Below are 15,871 nucleotides of genomic sequence, written 5' to 3'. Positions count from 1 at the left end.
GAGGCGCTCATAGGCTTAGACCAGCCCCGCGAAGAAGGTACGCATCCGCTCAATGCCCTTGTCGATCACGTCAGCCGACGTGGCGTACGAGAACCGCAGATGATGTTCAGTACCAAACGCCTCACCCGGCACGCACACCACATGCGCCTCATTCAGCAGCCGCGACGCCACCTGCGATGAAGTTGCAGCACCCTCGCGTCCAAGGAACGCCGAGATGTTCGGGTAGGCATAGAACGCGCCCTGAGGCACCGTGCAGGTCAGCCCCGGAATAGTGGTAAACCCGGCCAGCAGGCGGTCACGCAGCTTGATGTAGTCCAGCTTCATGTCCTCCACGCACTGCTGCGACGCCGTCAGCGCCGCCACCGACGCGTACTGCACCGGTGTGGACACGTTGCTGGTGCTCTGCGACTGCAGCTTGCCAATGGCAGCAATGATCGCCTTCGGCCCCAGCGCAAACCCTGCACGCCAGCCCGTCATGGCATAGGTCTTTGACAGCGTACCCAACACCACCACGTGCTCCTTGCAGTCCGTGAACGACCCACCGCTCACCGGCTTCCCGATGAAGTTCAGGTAGGTGTAGCACTCGTCCAGCAGCATGTAGATGCCCTTGCGATGCGCCAGGCGAATGATCGCCTCCACATCCTCAGCGCTCATCACCGCACCCGACGGGTTCGACGGTGAGTTCAGGATGATGGCCTTCGTACGACTCGTAATGGCCGCCTCGATCATGGCCGGCGTCACCCGGAAGTTGTCCGCCTCATTGGCCTGCACAAACACCGGCGTACCGCCCGCGAACTGGATGATGTCCTTGTATGACACCCAGTACGGCACCGGCACGATCACTTCGTCCCCATGGTCCACCAGGCACTCGATGGCGTTGAACAGTGCCTGCTTGCCGCCCGTAGCAAAGCAGCACTCCTCCGGCGTATAGCTGGAGCCGAAGTCCTCTGCATGACGGTCCACCACAGCACGACGCACCTCGGGGATACCCGCCACCGCCGTGTACTTCGTGTAGCCCTTTTCAATCGCCTCAATCGCCGCGCGTTTAATGTGTTCCGGCGTCTGAAAATGCGGCTCGCCCGCACCAAAGTCGGCAAGATCAATGCCGCTCTGCTTCAGGCGAAGCGCCTCCGCCGTAATGGCCATCGTGGCCGACACTTCAATGCGGTTGATGCGATCAGAGAAGATCTTCTTCCCGGCGAGGACTTCTGCGGCTGCTGCGCTCATGGCTCCGATTCTAACGGAGCCACACAGACTTTGCCCGAACGAAAGGCACTACACCTCTCCGGGAACCTCACCGCCAAGGGTTGCGGCGCGCACAGAACGCTTCTCCTGCAGCCGCGCTAACACCAGTGGGGGAACCAGTTCGCTGATATCGCCATTGAGCTGATACACACCTTTAATGAGTCGCGACGATACATAGGTGTACTTCTCCGCAGGCATCATGAAGACCGTCTCCAGTGACTTGTCCAGCTTGCGGTTCATCATGGCCATCTGGAACTCGTACTCGTAATCGGAGATGGCACGGATGCCACGCAACACCGCGCTGGCCTGCTTCAGTCGGGCAAAGTCCACCAACAGGCCGTCGAACGTCTCCACGGTGACATTCCCCACGGGAGCCGTCACCTCCCGCAGCATCTCTGCACGTTCTTCCGTGGTGAACAGGGGTGTGCCCTTGCTGCTGTTACGCAACACGGCAACCACCAACTCATCAAAAATCTTCGCCCCACGGCTGATCAGGTCCAGGTGTCCGTTCGTCGGCGGATCGAAGGTGCCGGGGTAGATGGCGCGGATAATTCCCATGACAAAAGAAGCATACCTGAGCAGGAGTAAAATCCCCGCATGGCAACTGTGAGTGTGGAATTGACGGATAGCACCTATCACCGGCTACAGCTTATGGCGGCGGAAGTCGGCCTTCCTGTGGAACAGTTTCTCGATCACATTTCGCAACCCATAGTCGAGTTCACGCAAGACCAGCTTGCGGAAATTGATCTTGGCCTTGCAGATATCGAAGCAGGCCGGTTTGCAGCGGACGAGAAGATGAATGCACTTTTCCGTCGTTTCGGATCATGAACATCGTATGGACTGACCGGGCTAGTACCAAGCTGGAGGCCATTCTGAACGAAATTTCCGCAGAACAACCGAATGCGGCGATGTGGGTAATACGAGAGATTCGACGAACAGCGGAGTTGGTAGCTCTCTGGCCACAAGTTGGGTCAGCTGCTCCTCGCCCCGGAGTGAGAACCTTTCCTGTTCCCGGCACAAAGTATTTGCTCGCCTTTCAGCACAAGGAATCGACTGTTTTCATCGTCTCGATCTTTCATGGTGCACAGAACTGGAAGCGGAAATTCCCACAATAGAGAAAAGGGCCGCAAACGGCGGCCCTTTTCTATGATGACTTTGTAGTGGCTACTTCCGTGAAGGACGAACAGCTTCCTGCGCCTTTGCCTCACCATCCGCAGGCGCTTCCGGGACAGGAGCCGTAGCAGAAGCGCCGATCTTCAACTTAGCGCGCACTTCAGCATCCATGCGCGCGAACACTTCTGGATTGGACTTGAGGAAGTTACGTACATTCTCGCGGCCCTGGCCAATGCGTTCGCCCGCATAGCTGTACCAGGCGCCACTCTTCTCCACTATGTTATTGGCCGCGGCCAGATCCAGCACATCGCCTTCGCGCGAAATGCCTTCGCCGTACAGAATGTCGAACTCGGCTTCGCGGAAGGGTGCGGCAACCTTGTTCTTCACGATCTTGGTTTTGGTGCGCGAACCAACGACGACGTCGCCTTCTTTGACCGCGCCAATGCGGCGTATGTCGATACGAACGGATGAGTAGAACTTCAGCGCGCGACCGCCCGTGGTGGTTTCCGGGTTGCCGAACATGACGCCGATCTTCTCGCGGATCTGGTTGATGAAGATCAAGCAGGTGCGACTCTTCGACACGGTACCGGTCAGCTTACGCAGCGCCTGCGACATCAATCGGGCCTGCAGACCGACGTGCGAATCGCCCATCTCGCCATCAAGTTCCGCCTTGGGAACCAGCGCAGCCACCGAGTCCACGACCAGCACATCAATCGCGCCAGAGCGGACCAGAGCTTCCGTAATTTCCAGCGCCTGCTCGCCATAGTCCGGCTGCGAGATCAGCAGGTTGTCCGTGTCCACGCCCAGCTTGCGCGCATAGACGGGATCAAGCGCGTGTTCCGCGTCGACGAACGCGGCAAGGCCACCGGCCTTCTGCGCCTCGGCAATGATCTGCAGCGTGATGGTTGTTTTACCCGACGATTCCGGGCCGTAAATCTCAACCACGCGGCCGCGCGGCACGCCACCCACACCCAGCGCGGCGTCGAACGAGATCGAGCCGGTGGAGATAACGGAGATAGGAACAATGGCATCCTTTGCGCCCAGGCGCATAATGGAGCCCTTGCCAAACTGCTTTTCAATGCCCGCCAGGGCAAGTTCTACGGCTCTGCTGCGTTCGTCCACGGCCACGCGATCTATCTCCTCAATTTCAGTGAACCTCATCCTAGCACTGGAGGGCGCGCATGGCAAAGAAAAAGCGAAGTAATTCCCGCCAGAAAATATGCCATCTCCCGTAAGGCCGCTAGAATCATCGGGAGCACTTTATGAGCGAGACCACTTCTACCGCCACCTTCTCCAGCCCGGTTAAGTTCGGTACCGACGGCTGGCGCGGCATCATCGCCGACGACTTCACCTACGCCAATGTCCGCATCGCGGTTCGTGCCATTGCCAACTACGTGTTGGCGCACGAAGACGCATCGAAGGGTGTCTGCATTGGCTACGACACACGCTTCGGCTCGCCGCAGTTCGCGCGCGTGGCGGCGCAGGTACTCAGCGAAGCAGGCATCCCCGTGTTGCTGGCAAAGGACATCACCGCCACGCCCGCACTCAGCTACGGTGTGGCCCATCGCAAGGCCGCAGGCGGCATCATGATCACCTCGTCGCACAACCCTGCACAGTGGAATGGTGTGAAGTACAAGGCCAGCTACGGTGGTTCGGGTTCGCCGGGGATTATCAAGAGTATTGAAACCTATCTGGGCAAAGACGTACCCGCGACCGCGACTCCTGCTGCCATTACTGAAGTCGACTTCATGCCCGATTACATTGCAGCCGTAGAAGCGTTCGCCGACCTGCCGTTGATCGCCAAGGCAAAGCAGCGTTTCCTTATCGACAGCATGTTCGGCGCAGGCGCAGGCGTACTGAAAGGCATCTTTGAACGCGCTGGTGTGGACTGCGTGGAGATTCGCGCAGAGCACAATCCACTCTTCCCCGGCATCAACCCCGAACCCATCCTGCCGCACATTGCGCTGACGCAGAAGAAGGTTGTGGAAGAGAAATGCGCCGCTGGCCTGATCACCGACGGTGACGCCGACCGCATTGGCTCTGTCGACGAGCACGGCAACGTAGTCGACGCGCATAAGATCTTCGCCATCCTGCTGTGGTGGCTGCTGGAAAAGAAGAAGTGGCCGGGTGAAGTCACACGCGCCTTCAACACCACCAAGATGCTTGACCGCATCGCCGCGAAATACGGACGCAAACTTCACGAACACGGCATTGGCTTCAAGTACGTCTGCGACCTGATGCTGACGGAAGACATCCTCATTGGTGGTGAAGAGTCTGGCGGCGTTGGCATCAAGAAACACCTGCCGGAGCGCGACGGCATCCTGAACGCGCTGTTGCTCGCGAACGTGATGGCCGAAGAAGGCAAGACGCTCGGCGAGCTGGTCGCCATGCTGCAGAACGAATTCGGCGAGCACCAGTATGGCCGCATCGATATGCACATCGATGACCGCCTGAAGAAGTCAGCCATCGAGCGCGCCTCCAGCGGACTCACGGAAATCGCTGGCTACCGCGTTCTGAAGAGCGAGGACATGGACGGCATCAAGTTCTTCCTCGACAATCCGGAAGCAAAAACTAAACCCAACGCCGCCGAAACATGGCTGCTGCTGCGCGCTTCCGGCACAGAGCCATTACTGCGCGTCTACTGCGAATCCACCTCGCAGAATGCCGTGCAGAAAATCCTTAAAGCAGCAGAACAATTCGTATTGGAGGGCTAACTTTTGGCCAGCGTAGATACCACGGCCAAGGGCCTTCTCTTTGACATGGACGGCGTTCTCATCAGTTCCATCGCATCCGCCACACGATGCTGGAAGCGATGGGCCAAGCTGTACAACGTCCCAAACGCGGACAACTTCGTCCTGCCACACGGTCGCCCCGCGCGCGACATCGTCATCATGCTTCGCCCGGACATTGACCCGGACGAGGGCCTCCGCGTCATCGAAGACATGGAGATTGAAGACGTGGGCGACATTGAAGTGCTGCCCGGCGTGCGTGAATTGCTCGCAAGCCTGCCGCCGGATCGCTGGACAGTGGTAACCTCCTGCACGCGCCGCCTGCTGGAAGCGCGCCTGAGAGCAGCAGGCCTGCCGGAACCGCCCAGACTGGTCTCCGCGGACGACATCACCAAGGGCAAGCCCGATCCCGAACCCTACATTCGCGGTGCAGCAGCGCTTGGTTTCAAGCCGGAAGATTGCATCGTGATTGAGGACGCAGTATCGGGCGTGGAAAGTGGCATCGGCGCTGGTTGCCGCGTGCTTGCCGTGCTCAGTTCCACGCCGCGTGTAGAGCTAAAAGCCGCCACCTGGATTGCACGATCGCTGGCCGTGGTGAAGGTCACTTCCGATGCGGACGGCCTGCAGGTGAAAATTCCGCTGGCAAGAAAGAACTAACAGCAGCAACAAAAACTGAACGCAGCGTCGCGGCGAATCCGCAGCGTCGCGGCGTTCATTCTTTAAGCGCCGAACCGCTCCTGCAGCAAAGCTTCCACGCACGCCACATCTGCCTCGGTATCCACGCCAACGGTGTCAAACTCCACCGCCTCCACATACAGCGCCAACCCGTTTTCCAGCAGGCGCAACTGCTCCAATCGCTCCGTCTGCTCCAGTGGACTGGCCGCCAGCGTTCCGAAACGCAGCAACGCATCCCGGCGATACGCATACAGCCCCAGATGCTTCCAGTACGTGGCCTTGCCTGCCCCATCGCGGTCGTACGGAATGGTGGCACGCGAAAAATACAGCGCACGGCCGTCCGTGGCATGAACCACCTTCACCGCATTCGGATTGTGGATGTTCTCCGGCGCGCAGAGGGTCTTCACCGTGCTGCATTCCACGTGCATGCCACGCGAGAACGGTCGCAGCAGCGCGTCAATGTGTTCCGGCTGCAGCAGCGGCTCATCCCCCTGGATATTCACGTAAATGTCCGCTTCCCGCTCCAGCGCCACGGCACGCATGCGGTCGGTTCCGCTGGGCAGCGCGGCGTCCGTCATCTGCCACTGCCATCCATGCGCCTGGCAAAGCGCCCCCACTTCCTCAGAATCCGTCGCAACGACGATTTCATGCAGTTGCGGGCACCGTTGCGCTGCCTCCACCACCCACTGCAGCATGGGTTTGCCCAGCAATGGGCGCAGCACCTTTCCGGGAAGGCGCGTGGAGGCAAGGCGTGCGGGGATCACTCCCAGAATGCGTATTTCACTCATACGTGCAATTATCCGGACAACGGCAGTTTGAGCCGAAGCCCGACTTCCAGTAAACTACATCGAGTGCCTTGTGCGCGGCTCCCCGCCGCCCCAAACGCAAGGCGCGTCCCACACACCATGGCGGTGTAGCTCAGATGGTTAGAGCGACGGACTCATAACCCGTAGGTCACTGGTTCGATTCCAGTCACCGCCACCAATACCTCTACAACAGTTCCATGGTGCATCCTAGGTAACGGATGACAAACCTTCCCGTTCCCGAAACTCTGTTAGACCAGGCCCCGCTGGCCTACGAAAACGACGACTTCCTGCAAACCCCGGATGCGCGCATCTTCCGCATCCTGGCCGAATACCAGGAACCCATGGCGCGTTTTCGGCGCGAACGCATTCAGGATACTGTGGTCTTCTTCGGCTCTGCGCGGTTCGCCGCACTGGACGTGGCAAACCATGAGATGGAGCTACTGGCAAACTCCTATTCCAACCATCCCGCCCCACCCCATGAGCAGCCCGACAGTTCGCCGGAAGCAAGCGATCTGCAGCGGAAACGCGCCGAAGCCGCAGTGGAGATGGCGCGCTACTACGAAGACGCGCGTAAACTGGCACATCTGCTGACGGACTGGGCGAAGGACCTGCCGGGACGCCGCCATCGTTTCGTGGTATGCAGCGGCGGTGGCCCTGGCATTATGGAAGCTGCCAATCGCGGTGCGTATGAAGCAGGCGGCAAAACCATCGGCCTGAACATCGCACTTCCCTTTGAACAACGGCCCAATCCCTACATCACACCTGCGCTGAACTTCCAGTTCCATTACTTCTTCATGCGCAAGTTCTGGTTTGCTTACCTCGCAAAAGCACTCGTTGTCTTTCCCGGAGGTTTTGGCACGCTGGACGAAATGTTTGAGCTTCTGACGCTGGCGCAGACACACAAGATGGCCAAGGACATGACCATAATCATTTACGGTCGATCGTACTGGCACGGCGTCATCAACCTTGACTTGCTCGCGGAAAAGGGCGCCATCTCTGTCGGCGATACCAACCTCTTCCGCTTTGCCGACACGCCGGAAGAAGCCTTCGCCATTCTGCAAGAAGGTCTGCAGAAATATTGCTCGACATGCGGCCCGGAGGAGCGCGTCCCCGAAGGCCCAGCGCCAAACGCACAGGAAGTTCTGGGGCCAGACATCGCCGCCACACGTGGATAAGGAAACCCAAGGACGACGTTTTCTCATTGTCATTCTGAGCGGAGCGCAAACACATTATCGCTTGCATCTAAGCGAAGCTCGTACGCGCAAAGCGCGTCATCCTGAGCAAAGCGAAGGATCCCGATAGACTCCCAGCGCCCACAACCGCTCGAACTTCCAGCCGCAAAATCCGGGTGCCCCAGGTTCGCGAAGCTAACCTGGGTTCTTCGCGCAAAGCGCGAACCAGCGAAGCTCATACGAACGAAGTTCGTCATCCTGAACGAAGCGAAGCGGAGCTGAAGGACCTGCTTTCTTGTCACTCACTACGATTTCACTGAGAAAGCGCGTCCTCCGACTCCGCACTTCGTGCTCCGCTCAGGATGACGGACTGTAGTGACGCAATCCGTTCATAACAACAGCACACCGCGGCATTCCGAAGAGATTACTTTCCTGCCAGAAAATCTTCTACAGCCTTCACAAACCGCTGCGGCTGTTCCAGTGAAGGCACATGGCCACTCTCATCAATGGTGACCAGCTTCGCCTGCGGTATCGTCTTGGCATACGCCCGCCCCATCGCAATCGGCACCGTCGTATCCTGCGCGCCCCAGATCACCAGCGTAGGAATCGTAATGCTCGAAGCCTTCTCACCCAGAGCTTCTGAACGCACCGCAGGATTACTGCTGAAGGTACTCGTTACAAGGCCATCATTCGCCGCCAGCTTCGTAATGAAACGACGCCGCGCCACGTCTTCCGTAATCAACGACTTGTTATAGAAAACGGCACGCAGCCCGGTGACCACTTCTCCCACCGTGCTTACCGAAAGATGAATACCTGCGCTGGGAGAAAACCCCGTCTCCGGCGCGGAGAATCCGGCAGCATCTTCCAGGATCAATCGCGAAGGCTTCGGCAATGTACTTCCGGAAGTAAGCGACTGTTGTGCATACGCAGCAGCAGTCCATCCACCGAGCGATTCGCCAAGCAGATCAAAATGCGTAATGCCCTGCGTGCGCAGAAACTCTGCAAGAAATTCAACGTAAGTCTGCACACGATAGGCAATCAGCGGTTTGGCGCTTTGTCCCGCACCAATCTGGTCCAGCGCAATCACACGATACTGCTTTTCCAGCAGCGGCAATGACGGGCCAAAGTCCACATCGGCCTGCGAACCATAGCCGTGCAACAGGACCAGCACCGGCTCATCGGCCTTGGCTGTACCCATGTCGTAATAGGCAATCTCCTGGCCGAAGACGCGTGTATGTTTTTGTGCGGGAAGCAGATGGCCAAAGATATCGGCGTTCTGTGCAAAGGCTGCGGAAGATGCAAGGAGGCAGGTTACGAGGCAGAGTGGGGTCTTCATCATGGTGTGGTGGCCGCCTTCATCCGAAGGTCGTCCCTCTTGCAATCAGGTTACACCCTACTCGCGTTGCAACGGTGTAAACAGAAACTGCCCAATCAGCCCTGGAACCAGCAGAAGATCGTGCGCAAACGAACGCCGCTCACCCATCACAAACGCGCCATGACGCATTGCAAACCAGTTAAATCCTGAGGCAAACGACGCAAAAATAAACGAAGCAATCAGCCCCGTACGCACATGCTGCGTACCCATCATGCGATGCACCGATGCCTGCGCCGCCAACAACACCAGTGGGATCACCAGCCACACCACCAACGCCGTTTTCCTGACAGGCTCCGTATGACGCAGCCGCTGGATCACCGCACCCGCCACTCCTGCGGCAAACGTGCCGTACACAAACTCCGTCAGCATGGCTTTTGCCGCGGCATGGTGTGTGCCATGAAGATTTGCGAAAAGGAAAAACAAACTACGCAGAATTGCCGAAAAAGACGCGGCCTTCCAGTTCCATCCGCGCAGCAGCGCAAGCGGATGCCGCAACATCTCTGCCAGCACACGATCAAGCGGGTCGGGAAGGTTCGGCATAGCGGCTCGCAAACAGTCTCTCATGCAGAGGTGCTATGGTGTCGTGCATGGGAACTGGCCCACGAGTTGCATTCTTTCCGGATTCGTTCCACGAGGTAAACGGAGTCGCGCATACCGCACGCAACTTTACCGCCTATGCAAAACGCCGCAATTTACCCATGCTTTGCATCCGCGCCGGCGTGCCGGACGTTCGTGGCAATGCAAGTGTGACTACCGATGGCTCCGTCACCGAAGTGGACCTGCCGCGTAGTTCCTTTAGCATCGCAATGGAAAAGGATCTCAGCTTTGATCCATTGTTCGGTCGATATGCAATCACCATTGCCCGGGAACTGGATCACTTTTGCCCGAATCTCATCCACATCACAGGCCCCAGTGAACTGGGCATCTTCGGCGCATACTTTGCATGGCGCAGAAACATTCCTCTTGCAGCAAGCTGGCACACCAACGTTCATGAATACGCAGCTCGCCGCAGTGCACCGCTGGCAAAGCTGCTGCCGAAGGCGCCGCAATGGATCGAATCCGGCGCACTCCATGCCACATCAAGCTTTTATCGACTGGCAAAAGTTCTCTACGCCCCCAATGAAGAACTATGCACACTGCTGGAACGCAAGACACAACGGGCCTGCCACGTGATGCGCCGCGGCGTGGATACCGAACTGTTTTCCCCGGTGCGAAGAACACGTTCTATCCATGACGGTGGAATGATTCTTGGCTATGTAGGCAGACTCTCCGTTGAGAAGAACGTCGCCCTGCTTCCCCTGCTCCAGCAGGCACTCGATGCCGCGGGAATCAAAGCGCGCTTCTGCATCATCGGACACGGCGGTGAAGAAGCAGCGCTGCGACAAGCATTGCCAGACGCGGATTTCGCAGGCGTATTGCGCGGTGAAGCACTGGCAACGGCCTACGCCAATATGGACCTCTTCGTCTTTCCATCAGAAACCGACACCTTCGGCAACGTAGTGCTGGAAGCGCTGGCCAGCGGCGTACCTGCTGCCGTTACCGACGGTGGAGGCCCAAAGTTCATCGTGATAAATGAAAGCACCGGTATCGTTCGCCCCACATCCGCATGGATCGAAGCCATCGTGCAACTCACGAAGAACCGCGCGCGCCTTCGTTCTATGGGAGAAGCTGCTCGAGCGTATGCCACAGGTTGTTCGTGGGATGCCATCTTCGATGCCGTGCTTGCGGAATATCCACTCACTGCATCAACACAACCACTGACGGCTTAGTGCAGAATCTCCGCCACAATGGCGGCCCCGGGCGGTAGTGTTCCCATCTCCACATTGACCGCGCCCATACCGTGATCGGATCGCATCAGCGGCCGCAGATACACATTGCGAAATCCATTCGACGCCAACGCTGCCGTCAGATGCAGAGTTGCGGGCGTGGTGCCATCGTTTGCTGCCAGCAGCAACGAACCACGAGCTCCCTTCGCTCGCAGAATCCATGCACGCAACGAAGGCTGTGCAGTCGCCAACACCACGACACTCCCGTCGCGCACCACCGCATGCGTATTTCGAAACGCAAGTACTTGCTGCACCGACTCGCGCCCCAAATCCGACGTAAGCAAATGGCTATCCAGAATCGGCGCTCCCGACGCTAACAGCAGCGGGAACAGGCTTCTCACATACGGAACAGCCGCCGGCAACGTTGCAGCCGCAGACTCTGCTTTCTCATCGCTGACAGGCATGGCGGCAATCTCGACAGCGTTCACTGCACCCGTGTGTCGCACTCCGCTCTCAGTATCCTGCGGCGAGAGAATGTGCAGCGTGATGGGATCAGACGACGCAGAGCCGCGCCTGCGTGAGCCAGACGCAACAGCCTGCGCCTCCTGCCCTGCGGTACGCGCCAGCAGTATGCGGTGGCCCGGATAATGATCCAACGATGCACGCAACTGCCGCACCGCATCCATATCGCCGGACCCAAGCGTTCCCAGATCGATTCCCGCCACACCACGGCTCATCCAGAAACGTACTTCACCAGCATTACTGATCGCACGCTGCAACGGCATATGCAGCAACAGGTGCATCCTTCGCGCAGACATCTCACGCAGCAGTGCATCCAGTTCTTCTTCTGTGCCAAAACGCTCTGCATACGGCTGCTTCGCCGTTGGTTCCAGATCCGGCAACAGGATGCTGTCCGCACCCACATCGCTCATGCGGTCCAGCATCTTCACCGCATCGGCAAACGTCACATCCTGCGCACAACGAATCATCGACGCGTGCAGCCACCACGCCTCCGGCGCAATACCATTGCCGCGCCATCCCGCACGCGCCAATTCCTGCGCACGCGCCCCCGCTGCTACCAGCAACGAACTCAGCACAAATTGACGACGACTCACCATGCTGCCTTCCATACTAAGTCGAATTTGCGGAAATCAGCATCCCCATGCCATTCACTGCCCCGCCAACTTGCTGCGACAATAGATACATGCTGCATCTCGCCGACGGGGCCAAGCGCTTTGGCCACAAGCTGTTATTTGAAGGAGCCAACTGGCTCATCACACCGGACGAACGTACCGGTCTCGTCGGTGGTAACGGCACCGGAAAATCAACGCTGCTGAAAATCCTCGCAGGCATCGAACATCTGGATCACGGCCAGCTCAATCGCAGCAAAGGCCTCACCATCGGCTATCTCCCACAGGATGGCCTCGCGCTCCGTGGCCGCACCGTATTCGACGAATGCCTCAGCGTCTTCAAAGCCGCGCAGGACATGGAACACGAGATGGGTGAACTCAGTGACAAGCTGGCCCACTTCGACCCCGCCAGCGCTGAATATGAAACCGCTGCCGACCGTTTCTCCGTAGTCAGCGAAACACTGCAGGCACTCGATCTCTATAACCTGGACGCGCAGGTTGGCGCAGTGCTCGGCGGACTTGGATTTCAGAAAGAAGACTGGCGACGCGACTGTGGCGAATTTTCCGGTGGATGGCAGATGCGCATTGCACTCGCAAAGCTGTTGCTGGAAAAACCCTCGCTTCTGCTGATGGACGAACCCACCAACCACCTCGATCTCGAAAGCCGTAACTGGCTCGAAGAGTATTTAAAGTCCTATCCACGCGCCTTCATCCTCATCTCGCACGACCGCTACTTCCTCGACGTCACCGTGAACAAAATCACGGAGGTGTGGAACAAGCGCGTGTGGTTCTACACCGGTGGCTACGAAAAGTTTGTAAAGCAGAAGACCGAGCGCCGCGAACAACTCGCGCGCGACTACACCTCGCAACGGGAACGCATTGACCAGCTCGAAGCCTTCATCGGCCGCTTTCGCTACCAGGCCACCAAGGCCAAGCAGGTGCAGAGCCGCATCAAAGAACTGGAAAAAATCGAGCGCATTGAAGTTCCTGAAGATGAAGAGACCATCCACTTCACCTTCCCGCAGCCGCCTGCGTCCGGTCGCATCGTGTGCGAGGTTAGTGGGCTCTCCAAGCGCTACGAGCCGAAGCAGATTCTCAGCAACGTGAACTTCACCATCGAACGCGGTGATCGCATTGCGCTCGTAGGCCCGAACGGCGCGGGTAAATCCACACTCATCCGCATGTTGAGCAAACTGGAAGAAACCACCACGGGCGATGTCCGCTATGGCCACAACGTCCTTGCCGACTACTTCGCGCAGGACCAGTACAAGGTGCTGGATCCGCAGGCAAAAATGTTGGAAGACATCGGTGCTGCCGCTCCGAAAATCCCAACAGTGGAACTGCGCAGCCTGCTCGGCGCATTCCTCTTCACCGGCGACGACGTCTTCAAACAACTCGGCGTACTCAGCGGTGGCGAACGCAATCGTTACGCACTCGCGCGCATGTTGGTAAGCCCTGCAAACTTCATCCTGCTGGACGAACCCACCAATCACCTTGACCTTCGTGCAAAGGATGTATTGCTGGAGGCCATTCGCAATTTCACAGGCACGGTGCTGTTCGTCTCGCATGACCGCTACTTCATTGACGGTCTTGCCACACGCGTCTTCGAATGCGAACACGGCGGCGTGCAGGTGTACCCAGGCAATTACGAAGATTACTTATGGCGCAAGAATGGCGGACCGGAACAGATGCAGGCTGCTGCCATTGAAATGCAGAAGGCGCACATCCCTGTCATCGAAACACCTCCACCACCGCCACCTGCTCCCACACCAACTGCGAATGTAAAGAAGCTGAATCCCATCAAGCTGAAACAGATGCAGGACCGCGTACGTTTTGCAGAAGAAGAGATGCCGCGCCTGGAAGACCGCATGACTGCGCTCGAAACGGCAATGGGCAACTTCGTCTCTGCGGAAGAATCGCAGCGGCAGACTGTGGAACTCGCGGATCTACGCAAGCGGCACGAATCACTCATGCTGGAATGGGAAGACCTGTCCACACAACTGGAAGAGCAGGGCGCAGCCGTCTAGCGCCGCGAAAGCTCAATTTCAATGCCTGCAAGAATGCCTCGCCCCGGCATGCGGATGCTTTGAATCTCCGCGTAGCCGGTGTTGTACAGGTTCGTTCCCTGCACATACGGTCGCAAAATTCCGCGGTCGCGTGACACTGCAAAATCCATCGTGCTGTAAGGCGTCTGTCCCACTCGCTGCGTCACGCTGAATGCTGGCCGCAACGCAACTTGCGAACTCGCATGAAGCCAAGCTTCCACACGCGCACGATTCGTTGGGAATTGAAACACAAGCTGTGACTGCTGTCCCTGCAACACATCCTGCGAACCGAAGATCGCAGTCCAGTTCACCCGCAATTGCTGATCGCCCTGCAACCGCATCTGCACAGATGTTTCAACGCCCGTTAAGCGCACCTCAGCAAGATTCTTCGCCTGCCATTTATCCGCAGCGGAGGGTCGCACATAATCAATCGCGTTTTGCTGACGCGCATAGAAACCCGTTACCGACGCAGCGATACGCGTCGATGGATACCAATCCACACCGCCATCAAAATTCCACGCCGTCTCCGGCTTCAGCGAAGGATTACTGATCGTGGTGGGATCGTTGTAATAAAGATTCGTGTAAGTGGGCAGCCTAAAACCATAACCCGCACTGCCACGCAGCTTCCATACCTTGTGCACCAGAAGACTCGCAGCAAACGACGGCGCAGAAACAACGCGGCCTCCACTCAAAACCTCTTCACGCAATCCAATGGAGAAGTTCGCCGCACCACGATGCAAATCTGCATCACCATACAGCGACGTCCGATTGCGCCCATGCTGTCCCAGGCTGTTGCTGTGAATACTGTCTGTATTTTCTTCCGCGCCCACAAATAGCTTGCCCGCGCGTCCCAGCGTGACGGTCTGGCGTAACGCTCCCTGCCAACTGGCATCCACGTGATTGTTCGCGTAATACGCGGGATTTGTACGAATCAAAATATAGTTATCCGCGTGGCGACGGTATGCAACAGCAGCCGTTGTCTTCTCACGGAAAGCCTGCGTGAATCCAAGAAACCATCCCTTGGTTCGTTCCCACGAGTTGTAGTTCCCATAAAACTGGTTCGCGCCAAACGAACGATCACTCCCCGCTAACAGCAGATCCGATTCGCCCAGCGACGATGTCGTGCGGCCTTCCGCACTCGCGCTTTCACTGCGGTAATCACGCCCAGGAATGAAACCGGTTGAGAAATCACGTTCCCCTGCAACGACTACGCTTCGAAGCTGATTTGCAATCGCACCTGTCACTGCCTGCTCATTACCGCCAAAGCTTCCGCCACCTGCGCGCAGCCGCAGTGAACTCTCCTGCGGCTTCCACGTACTCACATGCACCACACCCGCAAGCGCATCCGCTCCATACAGCGTGGAACCCGAACCATGCAGCACTGCAAGACCGCCAACCGCCTGTTGCGGCACTGGCACATCCAGGTTGAAGTGCGAAGCCTGCGCATCGTTAATGCGAAATCCATTCAGCAGCACCAGCGTCTGTTCAAACGTGCCGCCACGGATGCTCACATCGCTCTGCACGCCCATCGCGCCACGTTGCTGAATATCTACCGACGCATCCGAGCGCAAACCGTCTGCAATTTCCTGCAACGAAAGCGACATCGGCTGCGTATCCATCACCTGAACAGAGCGCGCGGTCTGTCCCAGCGTGACAGGCTCGGCCTCACCCACAACGGTAACGGTCTGCTGAATATTTTGTTGTCCGTATGCAGCGGAAGATGCTACAGCAACCAACGTAGAAACCACGGAACCAACACGGCGCAAAGAAACAAACATTCCATCCTGAGTGTAGCTGGCGTATGGTGAAAATCAC

General features: G+C 57.9%; 15 protein-coding genes and 1 tRNA gene. 8 read left to right on the top strand and 8 right to left on the bottom strand.

The window, feature by feature from the left end:
- Positions 1-15: 15 nt before the first annotated feature.
- Both AB6729_RS14790 and coaD read right to left on the bottom strand, forming a co-directional pair.
- Positions 16-1,227 carry a pyridoxal phosphate-dependent aminotransferase gene (locus AB6729_RS14790; RefSeq protein ID WP_371082396.1) on the bottom strand — a complete coding sequence of 404 codons (1,212 nt, stop codon included), beginning with the start codon at positions 1,225-1,227 and terminating at the stop codon, positions 16-18.
- A 48-nt stretch (positions 1,228-1,275) separates the two neighbouring features.
- A complete protein-coding gene (gene coaD / locus AB6729_RS14785; protein WP_371082395.1) occupies positions 1,276-1,803 on the bottom strand; it encodes a pantetheine-phosphate adenylyltransferase in 528 nt (175 codons plus the stop codon).
- Positions 1,804-1,842: 39 nt separating this feature from the next.
- Between coaD and AB6729_RS14780 the strand changes: the two genes are divergently transcribed.
- Positions 1,843-2,073, top strand: a complete 231-nt coding sequence (locus AB6729_RS14780; RefSeq protein ID WP_371082394.1) for a hypothetical protein — start codon at positions 1,843-1,845, stop codon at positions 2,071-2,073.
- Entirely contained in the window at positions 2,070-2,360 is a 291-nt protein-coding gene (locus AB6729_RS14775; RefSeq protein ID WP_371082393.1) for a type II toxin-antitoxin system RelE/ParE family toxin, read from the top strand. Before AB6729_RS14780 ends, AB6729_RS14775 begins: the two co-directional genes overlap by 4 nt.
- Before the next feature lie 49 nt (positions 2,361-2,409).
- Here the strand turns inward: AB6729_RS14775 and recA are convergent, their stop codons facing one another.
- The gene (recA, locus tag AB6729_RS14770) at positions 2,410-3,519 is read right to left on the bottom strand and encodes a recombinase RecA (protein WP_371082392.1); all 1,110 of its coding nucleotides are present in this window, start codon (positions 3,517-3,519) and stop codon (positions 2,410-2,412) included.
- 101 nt (positions 3,520-3,620) lie between these two features.
- Here recA and AB6729_RS14765 point away from each other — a divergent pair, with 101 nt between their 5' ends.
- Both AB6729_RS14765 and AB6729_RS14760 read left to right on the top strand, forming a co-directional pair.
- Entirely contained in the window at positions 3,621-5,072 is a 1,452-nt protein-coding gene (locus AB6729_RS14765; RefSeq protein ID WP_371082391.1) for a phosphoglucomutase/phosphomannomutase family protein, read from the top strand.
- Between the two features lie 3 nt (positions 5,073-5,075).
- Positions 5,076-5,744, top strand: a complete 669-nt coding sequence (locus tag AB6729_RS14760) for an HAD-IA family hydrolase (protein ID WP_371082390.1) — start codon at positions 5,076-5,078, stop codon at positions 5,742-5,744.
- A 62-nt stretch (positions 5,745-5,806) separates the two neighbouring features.
- Here the strand turns inward: AB6729_RS14760 and kdsB are convergent, their stop codons facing one another.
- Positions 5,807-6,550 (bottom strand): 3-deoxy-manno-octulosonate cytidylyltransferase, encoded by a 744-nt coding sequence (gene kdsB / locus AB6729_RS14755; protein ID WP_371082389.1) that lies wholly within the window; start codon positions 6,548-6,550, stop codon positions 5,807-5,809.
- Between the two features lie 119 nt (positions 6,551-6,669).
- Here kdsB and AB6729_RS14750 point away from each other — a divergent pair.
- Both AB6729_RS14750 and AB6729_RS14745 read left to right on the top strand, forming a co-directional pair.
- Positions 6,670-6,746 (top strand) — tRNA-Met (locus AB6729_RS14750).
- Between the two features lie 40 nt (positions 6,747-6,786).
- Positions 6,787-7,743 carry a TIGR00730 family Rossman fold protein gene (locus AB6729_RS14745; protein WP_371082388.1) on the top strand — a complete coding sequence of 319 codons (957 nt, stop codon included), beginning with the start codon at positions 6,787-6,789 and terminating at the stop codon, positions 7,741-7,743.
- Positions 7,744-8,164: 421 nt separating this feature from the next.
- On the opposite strand, the gene AB6729_RS14740 is transcribed toward AB6729_RS14745, so the two are convergent.
- A complete protein-coding gene (locus tag AB6729_RS14740; RefSeq protein ID WP_371082387.1) occupies positions 8,165-9,079 on the bottom strand; it encodes an alpha/beta fold hydrolase in 915 nt (304 codons plus the stop codon).
- A gap of 54 nt (positions 9,080-9,133) precedes the next feature.
- Positions 9,134-9,655, bottom strand: coding sequence for a hypothetical protein (locus tag AB6729_RS14735; RefSeq protein ID WP_371082386.1), 522 nt, complete (start codon positions 9,653-9,655; stop codon positions 9,134-9,136).
- Between the two features lie 47 nt (positions 9,656-9,702).
- Between AB6729_RS14735 and AB6729_RS14730 the strand changes: the two genes are divergently transcribed.
- A complete protein-coding gene (locus AB6729_RS14730; protein ID WP_371082385.1) occupies positions 9,703-10,884 on the top strand; it encodes a glycosyltransferase in 1,182 nt (393 codons plus the stop codon).
- Here the strand turns inward: AB6729_RS14730 and AB6729_RS14725 are convergent.
- Complete coding sequence (locus AB6729_RS14725; RefSeq protein WP_371082384.1) at positions 10,881-11,999, bottom strand: hypothetical protein; 1,119 nt, start codon at positions 11,997-11,999, stop codon at positions 10,881-10,883. The genes AB6729_RS14730 and AB6729_RS14725 overlap by 4 nt on opposite strands.
- A gap of 86 nt (positions 12,000-12,085) precedes the next feature.
- Between AB6729_RS14725 and AB6729_RS14720 the strand changes: the two genes are divergently transcribed.
- Positions 12,086-14,038, top strand: coding sequence for an ABC-F family ATP-binding cassette domain-containing protein (locus AB6729_RS14720; RefSeq protein ID WP_371082383.1), 1,953 nt, complete (start codon positions 12,086-12,088; stop codon positions 14,036-14,038).
- Here AB6729_RS14720 and AB6729_RS14715 read toward each other — a convergent pair.
- Complete coding sequence (locus AB6729_RS14715; protein WP_371082382.1) at positions 14,035-15,834, bottom strand: TonB-dependent receptor plug domain-containing protein; 1,800 nt, start codon at positions 15,832-15,834, stop codon at positions 14,035-14,037. The genes AB6729_RS14720 and AB6729_RS14715 overlap by 4 nt on opposite strands.
- Between the last annotated feature and the right edge of the window lie 37 nt (positions 15,835-15,871).

The organism is Terriglobus sp. RCC_193 (assembly GCF_041355105.1).
GTDB lineage: Bacteria > Acidobacteriota > Terriglobia > Terriglobales > Acidobacteriaceae > Terriglobus.
Note: the sequence above shows the minus strand (reverse complement) of the source record. Positions and strands in the feature narration are given on the sequence as shown.